Source organism: Salmonella sp. SAL04196 (assembly GCF_046550835.1).
GTDB classification, from domain to species: Bacteria; Pseudomonadota; Gammaproteobacteria; order Enterobacterales; family Enterobacteriaceae; genus Salmonella; species Salmonella enterica.
This window is the reverse complement of sequence record NZ_JBGDXE010000001.1, coordinates 1502241-1528557: the sequence shown is the minus strand read 5'-3', so window position 1 is coordinate 1528557 and position 26317 is coordinate 1502241. Positions and strand designations below refer to the sequence as shown.

The following is a 26317-nucleotide window of genomic DNA, read 5'->3' as shown; positions in this document are numbered from 1 at the left end:
GCAATGGCAATCCACAACCGCGCAGGACAACCCGCGCAACAGAGTGATTTGATTAACGTCGCCCAACTGACGGCGCAGTATTATGTACTGAAACCGGAGGCAGGGAATGCAGAACATGCCGTGAAATTTGGCACTTCCGGCCATCGCGGTAGCGCAGGTCGTCACAGTTTCAACGAACCGCATATTCTGGCGATCGCCCAGGCGATTGCTGAAGAGCGGGCGAAGAATGGCATTACCGGCCCCTGCTATGTGGGGAAAGACACCCATGCGCTCTCGGAACCGGCCTTCATTTCCGTGCTGGAAGTGCTGGCGGCAAACGGCGTAGACGTTATCGTGCAGGAAAATAATGGCTTCACGCCAACGCCTGCCGTGTCAAATGCTATCCTGGTCCATAACAAAAAAGGCGGCCCGCTGGCTGATGGTATTGTCATTACGCCGTCGCACAACCCGCCGGAAGATGGCGGTATTAAATATAATCCGCCCAATGGCGGCCCGGCGGACACCAACGTCACTAAAGTGGTAGAAGATCGCGCCAATGCGCTGCTGGCGGATGGCCTGCAAGGCGTTAAGCGCATCTCTCTGGATGCGGCAATGGCCTCGGGCCACGTTAAAGCGGTAGATCTGGTACAGCCGTTTGTCGAAGGGCTGGCGGATATCGTTGATATGGCGGCGATTCAGAAAGCCGGTCTGACGCTGGGCGTTGATCCGCTGGGCGGCTCCGGTATTGAATACTGGAAACGTATCGCAGAGCATTACAAGCTTAACCTGACGTTAGTCAACGATCAGGTTGATCAAACCTTCCGCTTTATGCATCTGGATAAAGACGGCGCGATCCGCATGGATTGCTCCTCCGAATGCGCGATGGCGGGTTTGCTGGCGCTGCGTGACAAGTTTGACCTGGCCTTCGCTAACGACCCGGACTACGACCGTCATGGCATCGTGACGCCTGCAGGGCTGATGAACCCGAACCATTATCTGGCGGTCGCCATTAACTACCTGTTCCAGCATCGTCCGCTGTGGGGCAAAGATGTTGCCGTCGGTAAGACGCTGGTCTCTTCCGCGATGATTGACCGCGTGGTGAATGATTTGGGACGCAAGCTGGTGGAAGTGCCGGTTGGCTTCAAATGGTTTGTTGACGGTTTGTTCGACGGCAGCTTTGGTTTCGGCGGGGAAGAGAGCGCGGGCGCTTCGTTCCTGCGTTTCGACGGTACGCCGTGGTCTACCGATAAAGACGGTATCATCATGTGCCTGCTGGCGGCGGAAATCACCGCCGTTACCGGGAAAAACCCGCAAGAGCATTACAATGAACTGGCAGCGCGTTTTGGCGCGCCGAGCTATAACCGTCTGCAGGCGGCAGCGACCTCGGCCCAGAAAGCGGCATTGTCTAAACTGTCTCCGGAAATGGTCAGCGCCAGCACGCTGGCAGGCGACCCGATTACCGCGCGTCTTACCGCAGCGCCGGGTAATGGCGCATCGATTGGCGGCCTGAAGGTAATGACCGATAACGGCTGGTTCGCCGCGCGTCCATCCGGTACGGAAGACGCTTACAAGATCTATTGCGAAAGCTTCCTGGGGGAAGAACATCGCAAGCAGATTGAGAAAGAAGCCGTTGAAATCGTTAGCGAAGTATTGAAAAACGCCTGATGGGCGATATGGAAGAAAAAGGAGCCTTACGGCTCCTTTTTTATATTAACGGCGCTGTGCTTATCAGGCCTGTAAACCGCCTCCAGGCCGGATAAGGCGCTTGTGATATCTGACTTATTCGCTCTGAGTCGCCAGATGTCGGCGGCAGGTGAGGGCGTCGCATTCGATACGCACCACGCAAACCGCTTTCATCATATCTTCCCGATAACTGAAGGTTTTTCCCGGATCGGTCTGGCGCATAATGACGTCCAGGCCGTAGCGCATCTCCTCGCGTGTTTGCAATATCGATGCCAGTCCGGTGGCGAAAACGCTGGTGTAGGCGTAGCTATAATCACAGGGGTCATCGGCACGTAGTAATGCATGGTCGCCGTCCATTTCAATGCATACTGCCGGGTTCTTACGTAACAGACGCATCTTTTTCCCGGTGCGTGCGCCGTGAAAATAAAATATCCAGCGTCCGTTCTGATACTCGTAGCCAAAATTTACGGGGACAACATACGGGCAGAGATTGTCGTTAAACCCTATCCGACACACTTCGTGTTTACTGAGAATAGCCAGTATTTCTGCTATATCAGTGACTTCCCGTTCTGGATTACTCATTTCTATTATCTTATTCAAAGAGTGAAAATGCCCGGACTACTGTTACCGCAGCCCGGGCGCGCCATCAGCCGTGTTTATTTTTCAATTCAAAACGCGGTGAGACCAGGCCGTATAACGTCCAGCCGAGGAAGGTCACAATTGAGCCGTACAGCATGGCTTCTTCACCGGAGGAATATAGCGCGTAGAAGCTATACATGGCGCCAACGAAGGCCACGAAGTTAGCGACTTTCGCTTTTGATGACGGCACATTCGCCATTTTCTGAATGATAACCAGCGCGGCCATCGACAGAATATACGGAATAATGTTCGTCACCACCGCCAGGTTAACCAGGACGTTAAACTGACTATTCAGCGACGGGCTAATGGTCATCAGCGACAGGCCAGTCTGAATAATCACAATAATCAACATCCCCTGAACCGGCGCGTCGACTTTCGTTACACGAGAGAAGACTTTCGGGAAATAGCCTTCGTCAGCGGAGGATTTAAAGACCTGAGCGATAGTGAACTGCCAGCCCAGCAGCGAGCCGCAGCAGGACATTACCATCAGCGCCATGATCACTTTACCTACCGCAGGCGTGAACATCTGTGCAAACGCCAGACCAAACGGCGCCGTGGAGTTCGCCAGATCCATGTTCGGCACAATCCCGGCAATCACGTTAGTCGAAACGATATAGATGACCGCCGCGCCCAACGTACCGCCCAGTACCGCAATGGGGACGTTCTTTTCCGGATTCTCGACCACGTCTGCGTTGGCGCAGGCGGATTCCAGTCCAAGAAATGCCCACAACGTCATGGCGATGGAAGAACCGACCGCGCTAAAGAACGGAACATGGTGCGGGTTCCATGACGCTACGTACATGCTGGGGCTAAACCAGAACCAGCCAATAATGCACAGGCCGACAACCGGAATGATGACGCCCCAAACGGTAACGCTACTGATCTGTCCGGTAATACGCGCGCCGCCAAAGTTTGCGATGGTACAAACCCACAATACGGCGATAGTCGCCAGACCGATCTGGAGCGGCGTCAGCGCGGCGCCGAACAGCTCGGTGCCATAGCCGACAGCGGAGATGGCGATAGCCACGTTGGCGATCAGCAGCGAGACGCCGTAGGTATAGTTCGCCATAAAGTTGCCGGATTTACCGAAGGCATATTCGGCGTAACCGCCCATGCCGCCGGATTTACGGCTAAACATACCGCATTTCGCAAACGCCCAGGCCAGCGCCATCGAGCCGACGGCGGTGACCAGCCAGGAGATAATGGATATCGTGCCGACTTCAGACAGTTTGGTCGGTAGCATGATGATCCCGGAGCCCATCATGTTGACCATAGTCAGAATTGTGAGCTGCACGACACCCATTTTATTGGATTTAGGTTTACTCATAATTTTTCCTCCTTCAGCAGGGAGCGCTGCGCGTCACGAGGTTTAATGACGTAGCACCAGACCTGCTTACGGCCGTCGTGTTCTTCGATATAAACGCCCTGCAGTTCAGGCGCAAAGCCCGGCAGCAGGTTGATCCCTTCTTCCAGGGCGCTGAAGTAACGCAGGACAGAACCGCCCCAGATTTCACCCGGAACTACACACAGCACTCCCGGCGGGTAAGGCAGAGCGCCTTCAGCCGCGATACGACCTTCCGCTTCCGGCAGGCGAACCAGTTCGACCTCGCCGCGCAGATAGGCATAGTTGGCCTCTTGCGGATTCATACTGACTTTCGGGAAATGCGATTTACGGAACATCTCTTTTTGCAGCTGTTTCACGTTGTGCCGCGCATAGAGATCGTGCATCTCCTGGCAAAGCTGACGCAGGGTGTAGCCGGCATAACGCGCTTCATGCTGTTTGTAGATGGACGGTAATACTTCCGCTAATGGCGCATCAGCTTCCAGCAGTTTTTCGAAACGAGCCAGCAGGGCGACAAGCTGTTGTAACTTCGCCATGTCTTCTGCCGGCGTCAGCAGGAACAGAATGGAGTTGAGGTCGCATTTTTCCGGCACAACGCCGTTCTCGCGCAGGAAGTTGGCGAGGATCGTGGCAGGAACGCCAAAGTCTTCATATTCGCCGCTCGCTGCATTAATGCCCGGTGTGGTGAGCAGCAGTTTGCAAGGGTCGACAAAGTACTGATGTTCGGCATAGCCTTCAAACGCATGCCAGTGTTCTCCCGGAACGAAGTGGAAGAAGCGCAGATCGCTGGCGATCTCTGACGTCGGGTATGACTGCCACGGCTTACCATCAATCAGTTCCGGTACGAACGGACGGATGTGATGACAGTTTTCGAGGATCAATTTACGGGCATCGATGCCGTTAACCACGCAATCCATCCACATATTGCGACCGCTGACGCCTTCGTGCATTTTGGCGTTAACATCCAGCGCGGCGAACAGCGGATAGAACGGGCTGGTGGAGGCGTGCATCATAAAGGCGTTGTTCATGCGCTTATGCGGAACGTAGCGCGATTGCCCTTTGATATGGCTATCTTTTTTATGGATCTGCGAGGTCTGGGAGAAACCGGCTTGTTGTTTGTGAACGGACTGCGTCACCAGAATACCCGGATCGTTTTCGTTCAGTTCCAGCAGCAGCGGCGAACAATCAGCCATCATCGGAATAAATTGTTCATAGCCGACCCAGGCGGAGTCAAACAGGATGTAGTCGCACAGATGACCAATTTTATCGACGACCTGACGGGCGTTATAAATGGTACCGTCGTAGGTGCCTAACTGGATGACGGCCAGACGGAATGGACGTGCTTCGCGGGCGCGCTGCGGCGCGACTTCGCTAATCAGCTCGCGCAGGTAATCTTCTTCGAAGCAGTGAGCGTCGATCCCGCCGATAAAACCATACGGGTTACGCGCGGTTTCCAGGTAAACTGGTGTTGCGCCCGCCTGCAATAATGCGCCGTGGTGGTTAGATTTGTGGTTGTTACGGTCAAACAGTACCAGATCGCCCGGCGTTAACAGCGCGTTGAGTACGACTTTGTTAGAGGAGGAGGTCCCGTTCAGCACAAAGTAGGTCTTATCGGCGTTAAAGACTTTCGCCGCATGTTGCTGCGCAATGCAAGGCGCGCCTTCGTGAATCAGCAGATCGCCCATCGCCACGTCCGCGTTGCATAGGTCGGAGCGGAAGAGCGTTTCGCCAAAGTATTCCACGAACTGATTACCGGCAGGATGACGGCGGAAGAATTCGCCGCCCTGATGCCCCGGGCAGTCAAATGCGCTGTTGCCCTGGTTGACATAATCCACCAGCGCGCGGAAAAACGGCGGACGTAACTGCGTTTCGTAGTGGCTTGCTGCGGTTTCCAACTGGCGACCATAGAAGGCAGTACGGGATTCATTATATTCGAATACACCAGAGATACGCGGCAAATACTCAGGCGGTACGCGCCCTTCGTCATGAGTCGCGACAAACACGGGAATACCGTAACCCGTTGCGTCGATTTCATCGAGTTTTCCGTGTTCAATGTCGTCGATGGATAACACGATGGCAGCCACGTCGATGAAACGACTCTCATCAACATTTACAATATTACGGTGTGTAGAAAAACAATCCGGGCAATGACGGCTAACGGCAATTTTTAATTCTGACATTTTTTCATCTCTTTATTTCAGGTAATAGCAGGCCCTCAATTTCTCGCATGAGAAACTGATTCTTCCGGAAAAAATCAAAGCTATCCCGCTGATAAAAAAATCAGTAAATTAGCTTTATTTTAGATGTAATAAATCCCAACCCGTCCGGTTGCAGGAAATTCAGGATTTAAGGAGTTGAGTACTACGATATACAGGCAGAAACCGTGATAACTAAAATTGCGCTGAGTCGGAATTTCTTCTATCAAACCAGATGGTTAGCTGGCTTGGTGTAAAGGAATTACCGTGCTGTCGCTTTTAACAATTCGAGTTATTTAGGCAATAGACCTGAATGACATAAGGGTCGGAAAGACCTGTATGCTGAAGTACCCGTAGCAGAAAAACTACCGGGCATTAAAGAAATGAAAATCGAAACTATTACGGTGGGCAAACATCATAATATGCGTTGTCCGCCTTATATGGGGCATAAAACGATTATTATTTTCCATTTTGAGGTCCTTTCATTGATTTATTGAAAGCATGGATATTTTATCCAGGGAGCGCCAGCGATCTGTGAACCAGATCAACAAAAAACGATCATTTGAAAAATAATTAGTCGGCGATTATGCATATCGTGCTGTGAAATAACGGATTGTTTCTTAAATGTTAATTATATGTTTTTTATATCCTTCATAAAATATAATATCGCCGCGAAAATAATTATTCGCGACGCCGAAAATAAATGACATAAAAATTAGAAGTTATTTAAAAATAATGAATGGCTATTCACGGCATAAAGCGATAGCCAATTCCGGTTTCGGTAATAAAATGGCGTGGGCGGGTGGGATCTTGTTCCAGTTTCTGGCGTAAATGTCCCATATAGATGCGCAAATAGTGGCTATGCTCCACGGCGTTAGGGCCCCAGACCTGGTTTAATAACTGCCGTTGGGTTAATACCTTGCCGGCATTATTGAGTAATACCGCCAGCAGGCGGAACTCAATCGGCGTCAGATGGATTTCTTCGTCGCCACGGTGGATCAACCGTGCGGCGAGATCGACCGTCACGCCGGAAAAGCGGACGATCGGATCGGCGCAAGGGCTGGCGGCGTGCCGTCGCAGCGCGACACGCAAACGCGCCTGCAACTCGCCAATGCCGAATGGCTTGCTCAGGTAATCATCAGCTCCGGCGTCAAGCGCGGCAATCTTATCGCTTTCTTCGCTGCGGGCGGAAAGGACAATCACCGGTATTGCGCTCCACTGACGCAGGTCGCGAATAAAATCGATTCCGTCGCCATCCGGCAGGCCGAGATCGAGAATAATCAGATCGGGCTTTCGCGTGGCGGCTTCCAGTAAACCACGTTGTAATGTTTCAGCTTCATACACGCGCAGGCCGTCGCCTTCCAGCGCAGCGCGCAGAAAGCGGCGGATGGCCTGTTCATCTTCAACAATCAGAACGTTTGTCACATATCCTCATGAAAATCATCAAGTTCAGGGGGCTTTCCTTGCGGCAGCGTCACACGGAAACAGGCGCCGCCCTGCGGTCGATTATAGGCGGTAAGCGTGCCGCCGTGTACCTCTACGATAGCATGGCAAATCGCCAGCCCCAGCCCCACGCCGGGGACGGAGGACTCTTTGTTGCCGCGGGCGAACTTATCGAAAATCTTCTGTTCTTGCCCCGCAGGAATACCCGGCCCGTTATCCCAGACATCCAGTTGTAAACGATCGTCCTTAACCGCAGCATCAATGCCGATACTGGCCTGCGGCCCGGCGTACTTAACGGCGTTTTCCAGCAAGTTGATCAGGACACGCTCAAATAAGGGGCCATCGACATGGATAAGCGTTAACTGTTGCGGCAGCGACAATGTAATCGGATGCAATAAACCCGGCTCTAACATCTGTAACGCGCTACCGACGACCTCTTCCAGCGTCAGCCACTCTTTTTTAAGATTAAACCCGCCGGACTGAATACGCGCCATATCCAGCAAATTATTCACCAGCCGGGTGGTGTTGAGAATATGCTGGCGGATTTCACTGGCCTGACGCGCGTGGGGCGATCCTGCGCTGGCTAAATCCAGCGTCAAAATTTCCGCCTGGCCGAACAATACCGTCAGCGGCGTGCGTAAATCATGCGATAGCGCCGCCAGCAGAGCGTTGCGAATACTTTCGCGCTCGCTGGCGAGACGCGCCTGTTCTTCGCTGGCGGTTAGCGTCAGTCGTTCCAGCGCGTTGGCGACAAGCAGAGTAAATGTTTCCAGCAGGCGTTGCTGCTCCGGCACCATTAACTGACGCAAATTACCCGGTTCGACGATAGCCAGACCGTACGTTTTATCGGCGCTTTTCAGCGGCAGGATTTGATAAGGCACGCCAGGGAGGGTATCGGTGCCTGCGCCGGCAGGCTGGCCTTTATCAAAACTCCAGCGCGCAATTGCGTCGTCCCACGGCGTCATGCCTTGCTGGTGGGTGAGAGGCAGCAACTTACCGTTAGCATCAGGTAATAAAATTTGGCTGCGCGCCTGGAACGTCGAGGCGATAAACCGCTCGCTGGTCGCGGCGATATCATGTTCGCTACGCCCGACGGCCAGCGCTTTAGACATTTCATATAAATGGCGGGTACGCTGTTCCCGATAACGGGCGACGCGCGCCTGATAGCGCACCCCGGCAGTAAGATTGCCAATCACCAGACCAACCGTCAGCATCACGGCAAAGGTCAGCAAATACTGCACGTCCGAAACGGCGAGCGTACCGCGTGGCGCGATAAAAAAGAGATCGAAACTCGCCACGTTAATCACCGTCGCCACCACCGACGGCCAGCGTCCGTAAAGCAGCGCAATCACCACTACGCCCAGCAAATAGAGCATCACCAGATTGGCGGCGTCGAAGGTGACAAGCCACTGCATAGCGATAAGCGTGGTGATGGCGCAAAGCGCCACGGCGACCAGACAGCCCTGAATCTGCCCACGCCATTTCTCTTTAAAAGGTCGGTTATCAGGCGTTTGCGCCAACGCGCGGGCAGGCGGTTCTTCCAGCGCGACGATCACCTGATCGAGATCCGGCGCGCGCCTGGCAAGACGGTCGGCGAAAGCGTCACGTCGCCACCAGCGTCGCGACGCCGGGCGGCCCATGACGATTTTCCCCAGATTATGCTCGCGGGCATAGCGCACGACCGCTTTCTCTTCGGCGGGATCGGACAGGGTGGCGGTTTCCGCGCCAAGCTCCTGCGCCAGGCGCAGCGCGCTTAAAATGGCCCGTCGTTGCTTTTCCGGTAAGCGGTGTAACGTTGGCGTTTCGACATAGACGGCGTGCCAGACGCTGCCGAGCCGGGAGGCCAGACGCGCCGCGGTACGCACCAGTTTTTCGCTGCCGGTGTTATGCCCGATACACAGTAAAATCGCATCACGCGTATGCCATACTTTTTCTTCGCCCGGATGCGCGCGCCAGGCGCGCATCTGATCGTCCACGCGATCGGCTGTCCGGCGTAGCGCCAGCTCGCGGAGGGCGATCAGATTGCCCTTGCGGAAAAAATGTTCAATAGCGCGTTCCGCCTGACCGGCGATATACACTTTACCTTCGTTGAGCCGTTGGCGCAGATCGTCGGGCGGCAGATCGACCAGTACGACTTCATCGGCGGCATCAAAAAAGGGATCGGGGACAGTTTCGCGCACCTGAATCCCCGTGACGCCACTCACCACATCGTTCAGACTTTCCAGATGTTGTACATTCACGGTGGTGAAAACGTCGATTCCCGCTTCCAGCAGCTCTTCAATATCCTGCCAGCGCTTAGGATGGCGTGAGCCAGGCGCGTTACTGTGCGCCAGCTCATCCATTAAAATCAGCGCCGGACGCCGGGCGAGGGCGGCATCCAGGTCAAATTCGCGGATTTGCCGCCCCCGGTGCGAGTGACGTTTTGGCGGCAGAATGGTCAGCCCGTCAAGTAGCGCGGCGGTCTCTTTACGGCCATGTGTTTCTACCACGCCGATCACCACATCCAGCCCCTGCGCTCGCAGCCGCTGCGCTTGCGCCAGCATCGCCCAGGTTTTTCCGACGCCTGCGCAGGCGCCGAAGAAAATTTTCAACTTCCCCCGGTGGGGCCGGGGCGTTTGTTCCAACAAGCGATCCGGATCAGGACGCAAGGGTTCGTCGTTCATTTCGCTCTGTGTCCCTGTAGCGCATCCAGCGCCAGATTAAGCTCAACAATATTCACCACTGGTTGCCCAAGAAAGCTCGCCAGCGGCCTGTGCGTATATTCTGCAACCAGTTGCGCGACCTGTTCAACGGGAAGCTGGCGAGCCGCCGCCACGCGGGGGATTTGCCATGCCGCGGCGCCGGGCGTCAGATTATTATCCAGCCCGCTTGCCGACGCCGTCGTCAGCTCAACCGGAACCGCGGAACTCGCCTGGGGGTTAGCGGCGCGTAGCGCGGCGACGCGGGCCTGTATTTGCGCATCCAGTTCGGGATTGCTGGCGGCCAGGTTGCTTCCGCCCGACGCCAGTGGATTATAAGGCGTATCGGCGGTGGCGGAGGGCCGGCCATGAAAATAGCCCGCGGCGGTAAACGATTGTCCGATAAGCGCTGAGCCGCGTATCACATGGTCTTTATGAATCAGCGAGCCATTAGCCTGCCAGGGAAACCACCACTGCCCCAGCGCCGTGGTCAGAAGCGGATACACGCCGCCGGTCAATAACAGCAGAAATAACATTGTCGAAAAAGCAGGACGTAAACCGATCATCATACACCTCACGCCAGACCCAGCAGGGTCAGCAGCACATCAATCACTTTGATGCCAATAAACGGCACCACCAGACCACCCAGACCATAGATCCATAAATTACGGCGCAGCATGGCCGATGCGGAAAGCGGCTTATAACTCACGCCTTTTAATGCCAGCGGGATCAGAAAAATGATAATCAGGGCGTTAAAGATCACCGCGCTCAGAATGGCGGAGTTCGGCGAATGCAGCCCCATCACGTTGAGCGCGTTTAGCTGCGGATAGGTAGCGGCAAACGCGGCGGGAATAATGGCGAAATATTTCGCTACATCATTCGCGATACTGAAAGTGGTGAGCGAGCCGCGCGTCATCAGCATCTGCTTACCGATATGCACCACTTCAATCAACTTGGTCGGGTTAGAGTCCAGATCCACCATATTACCGGCTTCTTTTGCCGCCTGGGTGCCGGAGTTCATCGCCACCGCGACGTCAGCCTGCGCCAGCGCCGGGGCATCGTTAGTGCCGTCGCCGGTCATGGCGACCAGCCGTCCTTCCGCCTGATATTGACGGATCAGCGCCAGCTTGGCTTCCGGCGTGGCTTCGGCAAGAAAATCGTCCACACCGGCTTCGGCGGCAATCGCTGCCGCCGTCAGGCGGTTATCGCCAGTGATCATCACCGTTTTAATGCCCATCTTTCGTAGCTGGGCGAAACGTTCTTTAATACCGCCTTTAACGATATCCTTGAGGGCGATAACACCCAGTACGCGCGCGCCTTCCACGACCACCAGCGGCGTCGCGCCAAGACGCGCCACGTTCTCGACGTTTTGCTCGACATCGGCGGGAAAATGGCCGCCATTGCTCTCGACATGACGCCGAATCGCGTCCACCGAGCCTTTACGGATCATCCGGTTATCGATATTAATTCCGCTCATGCGGCTTTGCGCGGTAAACGGAACAAAGGTGGCATGAAGCGACTGCACATCGCGTTCACGCAGGTTAAAGCGCTGTTTGGCGAGGATCACAATGCTTCGGCCTTCCGGCGTTTCGTCGGCCAGCGAAGCGAGCTGCGCGGCGTCAGCCAGCGTGCGTTCGTCCACCCCTCGGGCGGGAATAAAATCGGACGCCTGGCGATTGCCGAGCGTGATAGTGCCGGTTTTATCCAGCAGTAACACGTCGACATCGCCCGCGGCTTCTACGGCGCGGCCGCTGGTGGCGATGACGTTCGCGCCCAACATTCGGCTCATTCCGGCTACGCCAATGGCGGAGAGTAGCCCGCCGATGGTAGTGGGGATCAGGCACACCAGCAACGCCACCAACACGGTGACGCTGACCGCGTTACCGCCCCAGGCGGAGAAGGGCCACAGAGTGGCGGTCGCCAGTAAAAAGACAATGGTCAGGGCAATGAGCAAAATCGTCAGGGCAATCTCGTTAGGTGTTTTCCGCCGCTGTGCGCCTTCCACCATCGCGATCATCCGGTCAAGAAAGGTTTCGCCAGGATTGACGCTACAGGCAATCACCAGCCAGTCGGAAAGAATTCGCGTGCCGCCGGTGACAGAGGCGAAATCGCCGCCGGACTCACGGATCACGGGCGCGGATTCGCCGGTAATCGCACTTTCATCCACCGAGGCGCCGCCTTCGATGACCTCGCCATCGCAGGGAATAATATCGCCCGCTTTGACCAGGACAATGTCGCCTTTCCGCAGTTCAGCGGCGGGCACGTTATCAGCCTGCGCATCATGGCGCGGGGCGCGCAGGCGGCGAGCGAACGCGGTCTTTTTCACTCCTTTCAGACTGTTTGCCTGGGCTTTGCTGCGGCCTTCCGCCAGCGCTTCGGCAAAATTGGCGAACAGTACGGTGAACCATAACCACAGGCTGATCACCCCTGTAAACAAGGCGCTTCCCGTTATTTGTCCTGTTACCATAGCGAGCGTTAACAGAGTGGTTAGCACGCTGCCGGCCCAGACCACAAACATCACCGGGTTACGCCACTGGGCGCGTGGGCTTAATTTTTTTACGGCATCCGTTAGCGCCTGTACGAGTAAAACAGGTTCAAACAGCGCCAGTTGCTTGCGACTCATATCAATGTACTCCGCATCGCTCAAGGTAAAGAGAAATGTTCCGCTACCGGGCCAAGCGCCAGGGCAGGAATAAATGTCAGCGCGCCGACCAGCAGTACCGTGCCGATAAGCAGTCCAATAAATAGCGCGCCGTGGGTCGCCAGCGTTCCCTGACTGGCCGGCTGTACTTTTTTACTGACCAGCGATCCGGCGATGGCCATGACAGGAATAATCACGCCGAAACGGCCGACGAACATGCAGAACGCCAGCAAACAGTTCCAGAAAGGCGAGTTAGCGCTCAGACCCGCAAAGGCGCTACCGTTGTTGTTGGCGGCAGAGGAGACGGCATATAGCACTTCGCTAAAACCGTGCGGGCCAGGGTTCAGCATTGCGCTGCGTCCGGCATCCGTCATCATCGCCAGCGCCGAACCCAACAAGACCAGCATCGGCGTGACCAGAATCGCCAGCGCGGTCATTTTCATTTCGCGCACGTCGATTTTTTTCCCCAGATATTCCGGTGTGCGACCGATCATCAGCCCCGCGATAAACACCGCCAGCAGGACAAACAGCAACATGCCATACAGGCCTGAACCGACGCCGCCAAAGACCACTTCGCCAATTTGCATCAGCCACATCGGCACCATACCGCCCAGAGCGGTAAACGAGTCGTGCATGGCATTTACCGCCCCGCAGGACGCCGCGGTCGTGACGACGGCAAACAGGCTGCTGGCCAGCACGCCAAAGCGTGTTTCTTTACCCTCCATGTTGACGCTACTGTCCGCGCCTGCCGCCAACAGATGTGGATTTCCCTGAACTTCCGCCCACATCACTACCGCTACGCAGACCACAAAAATGAATGACATTGCCCAGAGTAGCGCGCGTCCCTGACGGCGATCGCCCGCCGCTTCGCCAAAGGCGAAACAGAGCGCGGCTGGAATCAAAAATATCGCCAGCATCTGCGCCAGATTAGTGAGCGCGGTGGGGTTTTCGAACGGATGCGAAGAGTTGGCGTTAAAGAAACCGCCGCCGTTGGTGCCAAGCATTTTGATCGCCTCCTGCGAAGCAACCGGACCCATCGGCAAGAGTTGTTTAGCGCCTTCAAGAGTGGTGATGGGCTGATAAGCCGACAGGTTTTGCGGTACGCCTTGTTGGATAAAAAACAGCGCGATAATTAACGCGACAGGAAATAATATCCATAGCGTAATGCGTACCAGATCTTGCCAGGCATTACCCAGCGTGTGCACATTCTGGCGCGTAAAGGCGCGGATAAGTGCAAAAACCACCGCAATCCCGGTCGCCGCCGACAGGAAATTTTGCACCGTCAGCCCCGCCATCTGGCTAAAGTAGCTCAGCGTGCTTTCGCCGCTGTAGGCTTGCCAGTTGGTATTGGTGACAAAGCTGACGGCGGTATTCAGCGCCAGATCCCAGGACAGACCCGGTAGCCGCTGCGGATTTAAGGGCAGCCACTCCTGCCAGAACAGCAGGCAAAACAGGATGCCCAGTCCCAGCAGATTGAGCGTCAGTAGCGCCAGTAAATACTGACGCCAGTTCATTTCGTGGTCGGTAATGCCAAGAGTTCGCCAGAGGATACGCTCAATGCCAGCCACGCCCGGCAACGGAACGGCGGCGATGAGCCTTGCCAGGCCCGAACCCAACGGTTTCGCCAGTACCAATAAAATCAGTAAAAAACTGGCGATCAGTAAAAATCCTTGCGCGGCCATCAGAACGCCTCCGCATTAATCAGGGCATAGACCAGATAACCTAAAAGTAAGAAAACCAGCACGATGCCGGTTATCACGCCTGCACTCACAGAGCACCTCCAGTGGCATTGTTTTACTCCTGAGAAAGGTAATTTTTTGGCTGCAAAGATTTCGCAAAAATTGGCGGGCGGAGTGTAAAAAAAGTATAAAAATGGCAAAGACCATTATTTAACTAATGATTAGTATTAATTTAACCTTTTTGTAACTAATTTACGCTTTGAATGTAAATCTGCTGGAAAAGCGTGAAAATAAGTGGTCGGATGAGTAGTAAAATTACACCGAAAGCGGTACTATTTTAATCAGGTAACGAGGTTCAATTTTTCGGTGCTATTCACCGATTCAATCTATACCGGGGCGGGTAGCGTCGGTATAAAGGGGGGAAACGTATGGAACACTATAAAGACTATCCGGCGCATGTCATTTTTGTCCGTCGTGCTTTCGCGGTGATCGCAGGCGTGTTGGCGCTGCCGGTGATGCTCTTCTGGAAAGACCGTGCGCGTTTTTATAGTTATCTGCACCGTGTCTGGTCGAAAACCAGTGATAAACCGGTATGGATGGCGCAGGCTGAAAAAGCCACCTGCGATTTTTATTAATCGCGACCAGCCTGAAAAACCGTCAGCCGCCACGCTGGCGGTTTTTTTATGCGCCAGGGTCTACACTGTTTAACGCTATTCGCCGTGACGTTTCATCTTTCAGGAGTTGTATGCCCACCCATTTAGTCTGGTTCAGGCGCGATCTGCGTTTACAGGATAACCTTGCGCTGGCCGCCGCCTGCCGCGATGCATCCGCGCGGGTGCTGGCGCTTTATATTTCCACCCCCGCCCAGTGGCAGGCTCATGATATGGCGCCGCGGCAGGCGGCATTCATCAGCGCGCAGCTCAATGCGCTACAGACGGCCCTTGCAGAGAAAGGCATTCCGCTGCTGTTTCATGAAGTGGCGGATTTTAACGCCAGTATTGAAACGGTCAAAAACGTTTGCCGACAGCATGACGTCAGCCATCTGTTTTATAACTATCAGTATGAGTTTAACGAGCGTCAGCGTGATGCGGCGGTGGAAAAAACGCTGCCATCTGTCATCTGCGAAGGCTTTGACGATAGCGTGATTCTGGCGCCCGGCGCGGTGATGACCGGCAATCATGAAATGTATAAAGTTTTTACGCCGTTTAAAAACGCCTGGTTGAAACGGCTAAAAGAGGATATTCCGCCATGCGTTCCGGCCCCGAAGATCCGGGTGAGCGGCGCGCTTTCTACTCCCTTAACGCCAGTCTCGCTTAACTACCCGCAACAGGCGTTTGACGCCGCGCTTTTCCCGGTGGAAGAAAACGCGGTCATCGCGCAGCTACGTCAGTTTTGCGCGCAGGGCGCAGACGAGTATGAGTCACGGCGGGATTTCCCTGCGGTCGACGGCACCAGTCGGCTTTCCGCCAGCCTGGCGACGGGTGGCCTGTCGCCGCGACAGTGCCTGCACCGATTACTGGCGGAGCAGCCGCAGGCGCTGGACGGCGGACCGGGAAGCGTCTGGTTGAATGAACTCATCTGGCGGGAATTTTACCGTCATTTAATGACTTGGTATCCGGCATTATGCAAACACCAGCCGTTTATCCGCTGGACAAAACGCGTCGCGTGGCAGGAGAACCCGCACTATTTTCAGGCATGGCAGAAAGGCGAAACCGGTTATCCCATTGTCGATGCGGCGATGCGCCAGCTTAACGCGACGGGCTGGATGCATAACCGTTTACGCATGATTACCGCCAGCTTTCTGGTAAAAGATCTGCTGATTGACTGGCGGTTAGGGGAGCGCTATTTCATGTCGCAGCTTATTGACGGCGATCTTGCCGCCAATAATGGCGGCTGGCAGTGGGCCGCCTCAACCGGTACTGATGCCGCGCCTTATTTTCGTATTTTTAATCCCACGACTCAGGGAGAGAGGTTCGATCGCGACGGCGAATTTATCCGCCAGTGGCTACCGGCATTACGCGATATCCCTGGAAAAGCGATTCACGAGCCGTGGCGGTGGGCGGAAAAAGCGGGAGTCGTGCTTGATTATCCTCGGCCTATTGTGGAGCACAAACAGGCGAGAATCGCGACGCTTTCCGCCTATGAGGCGGCGAGAAAAGGGACGTGATACAGGCCCGGTAGCGCAAACTACCGGGCATTCTGCTATCAGGATTCGACGGCCAGCGCGCGGCTTTTGAATTTGAAGGACTGATACAGCCAAATCAGCAGGACAACCCCTACGCAGGCTAACGCGCCCCAGGTGATCTGTTCAAAAACATCCACATAGGCGTTGATGGCGTAATTAACCGCGCCGCTGGCGTCGAAGGCGCTTTGCGAGGTCTGGTCAGCGATGACGCCTGCCAGATAGTTAGCTATCGCGCCGGACAGCAGCATATAAATTCCGGTTAATACGCCGGTGACGCCGGGGATATCAATGCGCGTAATTTGCGACATGGCGACCGGGTCGATAAACAGCTCGGCAAAGCCCATCACCGCCAGTCCCAGCACCATTAGCGGCATTGAAGAGTGTCCGTAAGCGGCGGACCAGCGTGCGCTCAGGGTCAGAATACAGAATCCGGCGCTCATCAGACCGAGACCCAGCGCGAATTTGCCCCAGATACGCACGGTGCGATTACCGCTTACGCTCTCTTTAACCAGCCAGGCCAGGACGACCCCACACAGCATCACGGCAAAGGCGTTCACCGACTGGAACATGGCGGTAGGAACGGAATAGCCCAGAATATCGCGGTTCACAAAGCGGTCGATATACAGGCTGATAGAGCTGCCGCCCTGCTGGGCAAACGCCCAGAACAGCATACTGAACAGGGTCAGGGTGACAATCAGCCCCAGTTCTTTGCGCTGTTTGGCCGTTTGCGCCTGACGATAAATTTTTGCCAGCACGACCAGGCCGATCGCGGTCGCCACGATTAAGGCATAGACAGACCATTCTTTCCAGAACAGAACGGTAATCAGCAACGGCGCCGCTACCAGCAGAATTAACAGCCAGCCCCAGTTCGGCAGCAGGTAGTTTCTGGCGCACAACACGGCTTTATTAACGCCGGTGGTGTGGGTGAAATGACGATTTCCACACAGGAAGATCACTAACCCCGCCAGCATACCAATGGCGGCGAGCGCAAAGCCCATCGCCCAACTGTACTCCTCTTGCACATAGCCGCAGGCGATAGGCGCCACGATCGAACCAATATTGCCCGCTGCGTAAAGCAGCGAGAACCCGCCGTCGCGGCGCGGATCTTCCGGCTGGTACAGTTCGCCCAGCAGGCAGCTAATATTCGATTTAAACAGGCCGTAGCCGCAGACAATGATCGCCAGCGACAGATAAAGGAATGTCGGCGCGATCTCACTGGCGCCCAGCACTAAATGACCGATCGCCATTAAAAATGCGCCCAGCATGACTGCTATTCGGTTGCCAAGCACCTTATCCGCCAGATAGCCGCCAAGAATCGGCGTTACGTAGACCAGCGAACAGTAAGCGCTGAATAACTCATAGGCGTGGTTATCGTCGTATTTTAGCTGATTGGTGAGATAAAGAATCAGTAGGGCGCGCATACCATAAAAGCTGAAGTACTCCCAAATTTGCAGGGCGACAACGTAGTAAATAGCGCGGGGTTGAGATGCTTGTTTATTCATCGTATTTCCGGGATAGAGACGCTGTGGCAAGAACGCGGCATTCTCAGATAATGCCTTTCTTTGTGGGCTTATTAAGCCTGCCGTATCGCCGTGTTTCCTTAAAGTTACCAACATGATACAGAACTGATTTTTTCTGCAATATGCGTTCTGATTGCATAAATATACATGAAACCGATCGTGTTTTGCTAAGTAATTTGCGCCAAACCCGGGGGTGATTGTTTCTTGATGTGTCAAACAAATGTTTATCGACGAACGGCCAACGGGAGGCTATGTTAACGGAGACTGAACCCGTAACGGGAAAGTAGAACGTGGGTTAAAGGGAGCGATGATGAAAAACACCGAGCTGGAACAACTGATTAACGACAAGCTGAACAGTGCGGCAATAAGCGATTATGCGCCGAATGGTTTACAGGTCGAAGGAAAAGAGACGGTACAGAAAATCGTTACCGGCGTGACCGCAAGTCAGGCGCTGCTCGATGAGGCGGTGCGTTTGCAGGCCGATGCGGTCATTGTTCATCATGGTTACTTCTGGAAAGGCGAGTCTCCGGTTATTCGCGGCATGAAACGCCGTCGCTTAAAAACGTTACTGGCAAATGATATTAACCTTTACGGTTGGCATCTGCCGCTGGATGCGCACCCTGAGCTGGGCAACAATGCGCAGTTGGCGGCGCTATTGGGCATTACCGTGAAAGGAGAAATTGAGCCGCTGGTGCCGTGGGGAGAGCTCTCAATGCCGGTGCCAGGGCTGGAACTGGCCTCATGGATTGAAGCGCGTCTGGGGCGTAAACCGCTATGGTGCGGCGATACCGGGCCAGAGAATGTGCAGCGTGTCGCCTGGTGTACCGGCGGCGGGCAAAGTTTTATTGATAGCGCCGCCCGCTTCGGCGTGGATGCCTTCATTACCGGCGAGGTGTCTGAACAGACCATTCATTCCGCGCGCGAACAGGGGCTGCATTTTTATGCCGCCGGTCACCATGCCACTGAACGCGGCGGTATTCGCGCCCTGAGCGAATGGTTGAACGAAAACACGGCGTTGGATGTGACGTTTATTGATATCCCTAACCCGGCATAACTGAGAGGTAATAAAGTGCAGCGAGCGCGTTGTTATCTGTTAGGCGAAACAGCGGTCGTCCTGGAACTTGAACCGCCGATTACGCTGGCGAGCCAGAAACGCATCTGGCGTCTGACGCAGCGTCTGGTCGATATGCCGAACGTGGTGGAAGCCATTCCCGGGATGAACAATATCACCGTGATCTTGCGGGAACCGCAAACTCTGGCGCTGGATGCGATTGAGCGTCTGCAGCGCTGGTGGGAAGAGAGCGAGGCGCTGGAACCGGACTCGCGTTCGGTTGAGATCCCGGTGATCTATGGCGGCGCAGGCGGGCCGGATCTGGCGGCGGTGGCACGGCACAGCGGTTTGAGTGAAAAGCAGGTCGTGGAGCTACATGCCTCCGTTGAGTATGTCGTCTGGTTTTTAGGCTTTCAGCCCGGCTTTCCCTATCTTGGGAATTTACCAGAACCGCTCCATATGCCCAGACGCGCAGAGCCGCGCCTGCAGGTTCCGGCCGGTTCTGTCGGCATCGGCGGCGCGCAGACGGGGATTTATCCATTATCCACGCCGGGCGGCTGGCAGCTGATCGGCCTCACGCCGTTGAAGTTATTCGATCCGATGCGGGAGACCCCGGTTCTGCTACGCCCTGGCGATAGCGTACGCTTTGTGCCGCAAAAGGAGGGAATATGCTGAATATTATTCGCGCGGGGATTTACACCTCCGTGCAGGATAGCGGGCGTCACGGCTTTCGTCAGTCGGGGCTGAGTCACTGCGGTGCGCTGGATAAACCCGCCTTTCAGACCGCTAATCTCCTGGTCGGGAACGATGCGAATGCCCCGGCGCTGGAAATCACTCTCGGTCAACTGGTTGTCGAATTTGAAAATGAGACCTGGTTCGCTCTTACCGGCGCAGGCTGCGAAGCGCAGTTGGATGATCAACCGGTCTGGACAGGCTGGCGATTGCCGGTAAAAGCGGGTCAACGTCTTACGCTGCATCGACCGCTTCACGGGATGCGTAGCTATCTGGCGGTGGCGGGCGGTATTGCTGTGCCGGAGGTGATGGGATCGTGTAGTACCGATCTGAAGTCCGGTATCGGTGGGCTGGAAGGACGGCTGCTAAAAGATGGCGATCGGTTGGCGACGGGTAAACCATCGCGACAGTTTAGCGGGCCGCAGGGCGTGAAGCAGTTACTGTGGGGGAATCGCATCCGTGCGCTGCCGGGGCCGGAATACCGTGAATTCGATCGCGCCTCGCAAGAAGCGTTCTGGCGTTCACCGTGGCAACTCAGTCCGCAAAGTAATCGCATGGGCTATCGTTTGCAGGGACAATCGTTAACGCGGACAACGGATCGCGAACTGCTGTCGCACGGTTTGCTGCCCGGTGTCGTACAGGTGCCTTACAACGGTCAACCTATTGTGCTAATGAATGATGCCCAGACAACTGGCGGCTATCCGCGCATTGCCTGCATCATCGAGGCAGATATGTACCATCTGGCGCAGATCCCGCTAGGGCAACCGATCCATTTTGTGCAATGTTCGCTGGAAGAGGCGCTCAACGCGCGCCGCGAGCGTCAGCGCTATCTGGAACAGCTTACCTGGCGACTTCAGCATGAACATTGATTTAAATGCGGATTTGGGCGAAGGTTGCGCCAGCGACAGCGAATTATTAACGCTGGTCTCCTCCGCCAATATCGCCTGTGGTTTTCACGCCGGTGATGCGCAAACCATGCTGACCTGCGTGCGCGAGGCGCTGAAAAACGGCGTGGCGATCGGCGCGCATCCCAGCTTTCCGGATCGGGATAATTTTGGGCGGACGGCGATGGTTTTGCCGCCGGAAACGGTATACGCCCAGACGCTGTACCAAATCGGCGCGCTGGGGGCGATTGTTCAGGCGCAAGGCGGCGTGATGCGCCATGTCAAGCCGCACGGTATGCTCTATAACCAGGCGGCGAAAGATCCCCATCTGGCACAGGCGATTGCGAAAGCGGTACACGACTATGATCCGTCACTGATACTGGTTGGACTGGCGGGAAGTGAGCTGATCCGGGCCGGTGAACGCTATCGCCTGGTGACGCGGCAGGAGGTGTTTGCCGATCGCGGCTATCAGGCCGACGGTAGCCTGGTGCCGCGCACGCAACCTGGCGCGCTGATTCACGACGAAGAGCAGGCGCTGGCGCAAACGCTGGATATGGTGCAAGCCGGGAGAGTGAAAAGTGTTACTGGTGTGTGGACGACTGTCACGGCGCAAACGGTGTGCATTCATGGCGACGGCGAATATGCGCTTGCATTCGCACGCAGGCTACGCGCCGCGTTCAATGCGCGTAATATACACGTTATTGCCTGAGAGCCAGACGATTGAAGCTATTATATTACGGCTGCTAAAAATTATCGTGTTCTGTCCTCTTAATGTCAGGAAGAGGGATTTATTCAATACTATATAAATCCCTTTATAATATATTATTTTAAAAATAACCAAGTGATGCTGTAATAGCCAGTATGATGAGCTTATTGCTGTTAGCAGCAGAATTTTTGAAAATCACTATGATATTGTTAGCTATCGCCATCTAATCAAACCTCCGGGGCGGGTAAACTACCTGACTCTCTATTACCCCTTTCTGATTGATTTACCTCACGATAGCCTCATTTTTAGCATTTATATTCCTCGTCATGACAACTTATCAGGAGACTGAAGCCAGATTGATTCGCTGTTTCACTATCACGTCATGGATAGCGTGCCAGATTGTCAGCTATATGGATTTTAAGCTGTTTACGCATAGCAACTTTTTTAGCGAAAATTAAACTCATCTGATCAGTGATTTTTTAGTATATTACTCATTTTGTTATGATGGATTTGTTTTGTGAAAAGAAAATATCTTACGCAAGAAGAGATTGAAAAACTGCTGTCAGCGACCGACAGAATGCCCTTCCCGGAAAGAAACCGCTGCTTAATCCTGATGGCGTTTATTCACGGCTTCCGGGCCAGTGAGCTGCTGGGGCTGCGCTTGTCGGATATTGATCTTGCAGGAAGACAGCTTTATATCCGGCGCCTCAAAAATGGCTTTTCAACGTGTCACCCCCTCCTTCCCGATGAGTATAACGTACTGAAAAGTTGGCTCAGGGCCAGGAAGTATCTTGAGAAAGGGGCTGACGGAGACTGGCTGTTCCTGTCGCTGCGACGGCATCCGCTCAGCAGGCAACAATTTTTTTACATACTTCGTGAGGCAGGGCGGTTAGCCGAATTAACGATAGCGCCACATCCTCATATGCTGCGACATGCCTGCGGCTACGCCCTTGCTGATAAAGGGATTGATACTCGGCTCATACAGGACTATCTGGGGCACAGGAATATCCAGCACACCGTAAGATACACCGCAAGTAACGCCGGGCGTTTTCATGGAATATGGCGAAAAAAACGTCGAGTATAACCGTACGTTCTGATTCAAAAAGTTAAGTCCGCTTCGCGCTTTCATCATCCTCTCAGATTTACCCCTTCCACACAAGAGTCATGCAATCGTAATCTCTTGCTTATTAAGGAGTTATCCATATAACAATAAAAAAACTAAGGGAAAATTTACCTGGTCCAACCAGCACTATGCTGTATCCATTTTTGTCCTGCCTGCACAAAATGTTAATTTTAAGTGTTAAAAAAACGTATTAAATAATATTTAATGCTGATTAATAATCATATCAAAGAATTAAATACTTTATTTAACTTTTTGAATCATATTGTTAAATCACAGAGAAGTCTGTTCAGGGAAAGCTGATTTACATAATAAATATATAAATCAATAGATTACTGTGTTTTTTATTTGTCATTTTGTACTCCGCACAGGGCAGAATTACCCTGCGGCAGGAGCATTTACTACCAGGGGGACTGACGGCCTGTGCAGCCGAAAAGCAGAACCGGACAGGGTGTCAGAGTGCTGTGTTTAGATAGGGCCAGACGTCATTTTTCATACAGACATGGAATGGCTCCCGGTCCACGAAAGGGTGCGGACATGTTGTTTCCACAACACGAAGCTGCCGTTGCTGGCGCAGTGCCGGGTCGGCAATGGCCAGAGGAGAACAATCTGATGACGCAAGAATATGCGGAAATGTCCACCGGAAGGGGGGGCACCAGTAAGTGTCGGTACAGTATGGGCGCGAAAATATTTTTGCTCCTGCTGTCGGTCTCCACCGTCGCAGCGTTGTTCAGCCTGTACCAGGTTCTGACGTACTGATATGCAGACGTTAACCAGAGTACTGCCGCCTCTCCGGCTGATTATGTTTTGTCAGTCAGGCGAAAATCCTGCGCAGTTTCCGGATACCGGTGGCCTTTGCGTGGAGGACTGCGTTCGTCTCAGGACACCAGAAGGGCTGCTGGATCGGTTGCGTCGGTGGCCCGGCGCGATGGTGATATCCGCCGGACGGCCATCAACTCAGCTTCTGCTGTGGCAACAGGTTTTTCAGCGTTATCCGCGGACAGTGGTTTTTTGCAGCAGTAACGCGTTTTTACCGGTTGACGTCAGCGTGGAAGGTTATTTCCGCCATCTGAGGTTGATTAAACGCGCTATGTCGGTAAGGGTTCTGGCCAGAATGGCTGAGCTTGCCATATGGTCATCACTACAGACATCGCCTTACGAGGAGGAGATGAAAAACGCGTTGAGCGTACCGGAGCTGGTGATGGAGATAAACAGCCGCACGCTGGTCAGGTTACTGTCAGAGCGTCTGCCAAAACAGGGACGGCGGGTGCTGGGATTACTGTTGTCAGGCTGTAGCCCGGAAATGACGGCCCGTATGCTGGGAACCGGCGTGAGGCAGGTCTGGCTCGCGGAGCAGACGCTGAAACAACGCTGGGATATCCCGACAGGAGTACCGCTATCTGATGCGGTAAGAATAAGGATACCGGACGTCGGCCCGGACATCAGTCAACAGAGTGCGTTGGTAAAAACTGGGGCCGGTAACGCACCGGATTTATGCTGACAGCATATTTACATCATGCCGCGCGGTATTCAGACCCGTTATGTTGCGTTCTGAATGAGTTATCTTCGCAAAATAAATATGGCAATCATCGTTGTCCGGAAATACCGCATAACGTGTGACATTAATGAATCTGTAATCAGTGCGAGGGTTTACGCGCTGTGGCGGTAGCGTGGAATTATCTGGATGCGTTGAGTAAATTTCACTTTACCCTACTGATATAAATGACAATGATTCTGGATAAACCATCTAATATTATCTGTGTCTGCGAACAGAGTGACAAAAATAATGCAACGTAAAAAGATACTAATTGTAGGTGCGGGCCTTTCAGGCGCAGTAATAGCACGCCAGTTAGCCGAGCAGGGACATGTAGTCAATATTATTGATCAACGTTCGCATATCGGTGGTAACGCTTATGATGCCCGAGATGAGCACACGGGTATTATGGTGCACGTTTATGGTCCTCATATTTTTCATACTGATAATGAAACTGTATGGAATTATGTAAATAAATACGCTGAGATGATGCCTTATATCAATAAGGTTAAGGCTACAGTAAATGGTCAGGTATTTTCTCTACCTATCAATCTTCATACCATCAATCAATTTTTTGGTGTCGCCTGCTCACCTGATGACGCCAGGAAATTACTGCTTCAAAAATGTGATAGCACCATTCTGGAACCACAAAATTTTGAGCAACAGGCCTTGCGTTTCATTGGCGAAGAGTTATATGAAGCCTTTTTTAAAGGTTATACCATTAAACAATGGGGGCTTCATCCTTCCGCGTTACCCGCTTCTGTATTGAAACGTATCCCTGTTCGCTTTAATTATAATGATAACTATTTCAATCATAAGTTTCAGGGAATACCAAAATTTGGTTATACACAAATGGTCAAGTCCATTGTCGAACACGAAAATATCGCTGTTGAACTATGTCGCTCCTTCACTCAGGAAATGCGGACAGATTATGATCATGTTTTTTTCAGTGGCGCGCTGGATGCCTTTTACTCCTGTCAATATGGCCGGCTGGAATATCGTATATTAGACTTTAAAAAAATAATTTGCCAGAGTGATTATCAAGGATGCGCAGTAATGAATTATTGTTCAATAGATACTCCTTATACTCGGATTACTGAGCACAAATATTTTTCTCCGTGGGAGAGACATGAAGCTTCAATATGTTATCAAGAATATAGTCGGGAATGTGAAGCTGGTGATATACCCTACTATCCTGTTCGCAGGGCAGATAAAATGGATTTACTGAATAAATATCTGTCGCGGGCTAAAAAAGAAAAAAATATTACTTTCATTGGTCGTCTTGGCACTTATCGTTATCTCGATATGGACATCACGATAGCTGAAGCATTACAGACGGCGGACGTATACTTAACGTCGCTATATGAACAAAAAGAAATGCCAGCTTTTACAGTTACCGTTTGATGAAGTGTACAGCGCTAATCGTAACTTTTAACCGTCTTGAAAAATTAAAAAAAAGTGTGCGAGAGACTGTTAAGGCGGGTTTTTCCTCTATTGTTATCGTTAATAATGGCTCAAGCGACGGTACCAGGGAATGGCTTTCTTCATTAAGTGAACCTGGCATCACGATACTTAATCTTAAAGATAATCTTGGTGGTGCTGGCGGATTTAAAGTAGGTAGTCAATATATATGCTCATATAGTAATGCCGATTGGGTATTTTTCTATGATGATGATGCTTACCCGGAAATTAATATTTTAAAGCATTTCTCGTTATTAGATACCTCAAGATACCGTATATTTGCGTCGCGAGTTCAGGACACCTATGGACGGTCTTGTCGGATGAATTTGCCTTTCATCAGGGTTCCATCTACGGTGTTTGAGACTATTTATTATGTGATACGCCCAGAGAGGTTTTCTCCAGTAAGAACTCAGGTTACTGATGTTCAAACTGTGTCATTCGTTGGTATGATTATTGATCGAAAGGTATTGAATAACCATCTTAACGATATCCATGATGAACTTTTCCTTTATTATGATGATTTTTTCTTTGGTTATAAGCTAGTATTGTCCGGGCAGAAAATTCGTTACTCCCCAGAAATTAAATTTATTCATGATATCTCTATTCATGGAAAGTGTATCTGTCCCGAATGGAAAGTATATTATCTTTGTAGAAATTTGTTGCTGTTGAGAAAACTTTTACCCGTTCCCAGGATATTCAGTGTTCTTTCTATAGTTTTACGCCTCTCTAAATATCTCGCCATTTTGCCATGGCAGCGTAAGAAATTTCTTTATCTATATTTTATCTGGCAAGGAATACTTCATGGACTTAAAGGTATTAGCGGGAAATATCATTAGCAGGAAGAA

At 52.9% G+C, this 26317-nt stretch carries 24 protein-coding genes; 13 read left to right on the top strand and 11 right to left on the bottom strand.

Annotated elements, in window-relative coordinates:
• Window positions 1-3 precede the first annotated feature (3 nt).
• Window positions 4-1644, top strand: a complete 1641-nt coding sequence (pgm, locus tag ACLJPE_RS07725; RefSeq protein ID WP_000974372.1) for a phosphoglucomutase (alpha-D-glucose-1,6-bisphosphate-dependent) — start codon at window positions 4-6, stop codon at window positions 1642-1644.
• Window positions 1645-1758: 114 nt separating this feature from the next.
• Here the strand turns inward: pgm and ACLJPE_RS07720 are convergent, their stop codons facing one another.
• From ACLJPE_RS07720 to kdpF, 10 genes are all read right to left on the bottom strand, one after another.
• The gene (locus ACLJPE_RS07720; RefSeq protein WP_000070056.1) at window positions 1759-2244 is read right to left on the bottom strand and encodes a pyridoxamine 5'-phosphate oxidase family protein; all 486 of its coding nucleotides are present in this window, start codon (window positions 2242-2244) and stop codon (window positions 1759-1761) included.
• Between the two features lie 64 nt (window positions 2245-2308).
• The gene (gene potE / locus ACLJPE_RS07715; RefSeq protein ID WP_000042658.1) at window positions 2309-3628 is read right to left on the bottom strand and encodes a putrescine-ornithine antiporter; all 1320 of its coding nucleotides are present in this window, start codon (window positions 3626-3628) and stop codon (window positions 2309-2311) included.
• Window positions 3625-5823: an ornithine decarboxylase SpeF gene (gene speF / locus ACLJPE_RS07710; protein ID WP_001292402.1), complete on the bottom strand. Its 2199-nt coding sequence runs from the start codon at window positions 5821-5823 to the stop codon at window positions 3625-3627. The genes potE and speF overlap by 4 nt, the downstream gene beginning before the upstream one ends.
• A 380-nt stretch (window positions 5824-6203) precedes the next feature.
• Window positions 6204-6308 (bottom strand): leader peptide SpeFL, encoded by a 105-nt coding sequence (speFL, locus tag ACLJPE_RS07705; RefSeq protein ID WP_015632840.1) that lies wholly within the window; start codon window positions 6306-6308, stop codon window positions 6204-6206.
• 277 nt (window positions 6309-6585) lie between these two features.
• Window positions 6586-7263 carry a two-component system response regulator KdpE gene (kdpE, locus tag ACLJPE_RS07700; RefSeq protein WP_000186053.1) on the bottom strand — a complete coding sequence of 226 codons (678 nt, stop codon included), beginning with the start codon at window positions 7261-7263 and terminating at the stop codon, window positions 6586-6588.
• On the bottom strand, window positions 7260-9944 hold the full coding sequence (kdpD, locus tag ACLJPE_RS07695; protein ID WP_039512968.1) for a two-component system sensor histidine kinase KdpD: 2685 nt from the start codon (window positions 9942-9944) through the stop codon (window positions 7260-7262). Before kdpD ends, kdpE begins: the two co-directional genes overlap by 4 nt.
• Window positions 9941-10525, bottom strand: coding sequence for a potassium-transporting ATPase subunit KdpC (gene kdpC, locus ACLJPE_RS07690; protein WP_023212936.1), 585 nt, complete (start codon window positions 10523-10525; stop codon window positions 9941-9943). The genes kdpD and kdpC overlap by 4 nt, the downstream gene beginning before the upstream one ends.
• 8 nt (window positions 10526-10533) lie before the next feature.
• Window positions 10534-12582 (bottom strand): potassium-transporting ATPase subunit KdpB, encoded by a 2049-nt coding sequence (gene kdpB, locus ACLJPE_RS07685; protein ID WP_000088039.1) that lies wholly within the window; start codon window positions 12580-12582, stop codon window positions 10534-10536.
• Between the two features lie 20 nt (window positions 12583-12602).
• Window positions 12603-14282: a potassium-transporting ATPase subunit KdpA gene (gene kdpA / locus ACLJPE_RS07680; RefSeq protein WP_000730068.1), complete on the bottom strand. Its 1680-nt coding sequence runs from the start codon at window positions 14280-14282 to the stop codon at window positions 12603-12605.
• Entirely contained in the window at window positions 14282-14371 is a 90-nt protein-coding gene (kdpF, locus tag ACLJPE_RS07675; RefSeq protein ID WP_001670793.1) for a K(+)-transporting ATPase subunit F, read from the bottom strand. Before kdpF ends, kdpA begins: the two co-directional genes overlap by 1 nt.
• A gap of 336 nt (window positions 14372-14707) precedes the next feature.
• On the opposite strand from kdpF, the gene ACLJPE_RS07670 reads away from it, so the two are divergent.
• Both ACLJPE_RS07670 and phrB read left to right on the top strand, forming a co-directional pair.
• The gene (locus tag ACLJPE_RS07670; RefSeq protein WP_000401437.1) at window positions 14708-14914 is read left to right on the top strand and encodes a YbfA family protein; all 207 of its coding nucleotides are present in this window, start codon (window positions 14708-14710) and stop codon (window positions 14912-14914) included.
• Between the two features lie 110 nt (window positions 14915-15024).
• Entirely contained in the window at window positions 15025-16446 is a 1422-nt protein-coding gene (phrB, locus tag ACLJPE_RS07665) for a deoxyribodipyrimidine photo-lyase (RefSeq protein ID WP_038389839.1), read from the top strand.
• A gap of 38 nt (window positions 16447-16484) precedes the next feature.
• Here the strand turns inward: phrB and ACLJPE_RS07660 are convergent, their stop codons facing one another.
• Window positions 16485-17966 carry an MFS transporter gene (locus ACLJPE_RS07660; protein ID WP_001643093.1) on the bottom strand — a complete coding sequence of 494 codons (1482 nt, stop codon included), beginning with the start codon at window positions 17964-17966 and terminating at the stop codon, window positions 16485-16487.
• A 328-nt stretch (window positions 17967-18294) separates the two neighbouring features.
• Between ACLJPE_RS07660 and ybgI the strand changes: the two genes are divergently transcribed.
• The 10 genes from ybgI (at window position 18295) to ACLJPE_RS07610 (ending at window position 26308) form a co-directional block, all read left to right on the top strand.
• The gene (gene ybgI, locus ACLJPE_RS07655; protein ID WP_000798844.1) at window positions 18295-19038 is read left to right on the top strand and encodes a radiation resistance protein YbgI; all 744 of its coding nucleotides are present in this window, start codon (window positions 18295-18297) and stop codon (window positions 19036-19038) included.
• 15 nt (window positions 19039-19053) lie between these two features.
• A complete protein-coding gene (gene pxpB, locus ACLJPE_RS07650) occupies window positions 19054-19710 on the top strand; it encodes a 5-oxoprolinase subunit PxpB (RefSeq protein WP_001188373.1) in 657 nt (218 codons plus the stop codon).
• Window positions 19704-20636, top strand: a complete 933-nt coding sequence (gene pxpC, locus ACLJPE_RS07645) for a 5-oxoprolinase subunit PxpC (RefSeq protein WP_000932044.1) — start codon at window positions 19704-19706, stop codon at window positions 20634-20636. The genes pxpB and pxpC overlap by 7 nt, the downstream gene beginning before the upstream one ends.
• The gene (pxpA, locus tag ACLJPE_RS07640; protein WP_001643095.1) at window positions 20626-21360 is read left to right on the top strand and encodes a 5-oxoprolinase subunit PxpA; all 735 of its coding nucleotides are present in this window, start codon (window positions 20626-20628) and stop codon (window positions 21358-21360) included. Before pxpC ends, pxpA begins: the two co-directional genes overlap by 11 nt.
• Before the next feature lie 323 nt (window positions 21361-21683).
• Entirely contained in the window at window positions 21684-21815 is a 132-nt protein-coding gene (locus ACLJPE_RS07635) for a hypothetical protein (RefSeq protein WP_001528846.1), read from the top strand.
• 59 nt (window positions 21816-21874) lie between these two features.
• Window positions 21875-22441, top strand: coding sequence for a tyrosine-type DNA invertase (locus ACLJPE_RS07630; protein ID WP_000824704.1), 567 nt, complete (start codon window positions 21875-21877; stop codon window positions 22439-22441).
• Between the two features lie 459 nt (window positions 22442-22900).
• Complete coding sequence (locus tag ACLJPE_RS07625; RefSeq protein ID WP_077906418.1) at window positions 22901-23236, top strand: hypothetical protein; 336 nt, start codon at window positions 22901-22903, stop codon at window positions 23234-23236.
• A 1-nt stretch (window position 23237) separates the two neighbouring features.
• Entirely contained in the window at window positions 23238-23978 is a 741-nt protein-coding gene (locus tag ACLJPE_RS07620) for a hypothetical protein (RefSeq protein ID WP_001194235.1), read from the top strand.
• A gap of 285 nt (window positions 23979-24263) precedes the next feature.
• On the top strand, window positions 24264-25415 hold the full coding sequence (glf, locus tag ACLJPE_RS07615; protein WP_052893995.1) for a UDP-galactopyranose mutase: 1152 nt from the start codon (window positions 24264-24266) through the stop codon (window positions 25413-25415).
• Window positions 25412-26308, top strand: a complete 897-nt coding sequence (locus ACLJPE_RS07610; RefSeq protein ID WP_000973917.1) for a glycosyltransferase — start codon at window positions 25412-25414, stop codon at window positions 26306-26308. The genes glf and ACLJPE_RS07610 overlap by 4 nt, the downstream gene beginning before the upstream one ends.
• Window positions 26309-26317: the final 9 nt, after the last annotated feature.

Excerpts from the sequence above, each read along its gene's own strand:
- pgm (WP_000974372.1), top strand. The coding sequence starts at position 4 with ATGGCAATCCACAACCGCGCAGGACAACCCGCGCAACAGAGTGATTTG.
- ACLJPE_RS07720 (WP_000070056.1), bottom strand. The coding sequence starts at position 2,244 with ATGAGTAATCCAGAACGGGAAGTCACTGATATAGCAGAAATACTGGCT.
- potE (WP_000042658.1), bottom strand. The coding sequence starts at position 3,628 with ATGAGTAAACCTAAATCCAATAAAATGGGTGTCGTGCAGCTCACAATT.
- speF (WP_001292402.1), bottom strand. The coding sequence starts at position 5,823 with ATGTCAGAATTAAAAATTGCCGTTAGCCGTCATTGCCCGGATTGTTTT.
- speFL (WP_015632840.1), bottom strand. The coding sequence starts at position 6,308 with ATGGAAAATAATAATCGTTTTATGCCCCATATAAGGCGGACAACGCAT.
- kdpD (WP_039512968.1), bottom strand. The coding sequence starts at position 9,944 with ATGAACGACGAACCCTTGCGTCCTGATCCGGATCGCTTGTTGGAACAA.
- kdpC (WP_023212936.1), bottom strand. The coding sequence starts at position 10,525 with ATGATCGGTTTACGTCCTGCTTTTTCGACAATGTTATTTCTGCTGTTA.
- kdpB (WP_000088039.1), bottom strand. The coding sequence starts at position 12,582 with ATGAGTCGCAAGCAACTGGCGCTGTTTGAACCTGTTTTACTCGTACAG.
- kdpA (WP_000730068.1), bottom strand. The coding sequence starts at position 14,282 with ATGGCCGCGCAAGGATTTTTACTGATCGCCAGTTTTTTACTGATTTTA.
- ACLJPE_RS07670 (WP_000401437.1), top strand. The coding sequence starts at position 14,708 with ATGGAACACTATAAAGACTATCCGGCGCATGTCATTTTTGTCCGTCGT.
- phrB (WP_038389839.1), top strand. The coding sequence starts at position 15,025 with ATGCCCACCCATTTAGTCTGGTTCAGGCGCGATCTGCGTTTACAGGAT.
- ACLJPE_RS07660 (WP_001643093.1), bottom strand. The coding sequence starts at position 17,966 with ATGAATAAACAAGCATCTCAACCCCGCGCTATTTACTACGTTGTCGCC.
- ybgI (WP_000798844.1), top strand. The coding sequence starts at position 18,295 with ATGAAAAACACCGAGCTGGAACAACTGATTAACGACAAGCTGAACAGT.
- pxpC (WP_000932044.1), top strand. The coding sequence starts at position 19,704 with ATGCTGAATATTATTCGCGCGGGGATTTACACCTCCGTGCAGGATAGC.
- pxpA (WP_001643095.1), top strand. The coding sequence starts at position 20,626 with ATGAACATTGATTTAAATGCGGATTTGGGCGAAGGTTGCGCCAGCGAC.
- ACLJPE_RS07635 (WP_001528846.1), top strand. The coding sequence starts at position 21,684 with ATGACAACTTATCAGGAGACTGAAGCCAGATTGATTCGCTGTTTCACT.
- ACLJPE_RS07620 (WP_001194235.1), top strand. The coding sequence starts at position 23,238 with ATGCAGACGTTAACCAGAGTACTGCCGCCTCTCCGGCTGATTATGTTT.
- glf (WP_052893995.1), top strand. The coding sequence starts at position 24,264 with ATGCAACGTAAAAAGATACTAATTGTAGGTGCGGGCCTTTCAGGCGCA.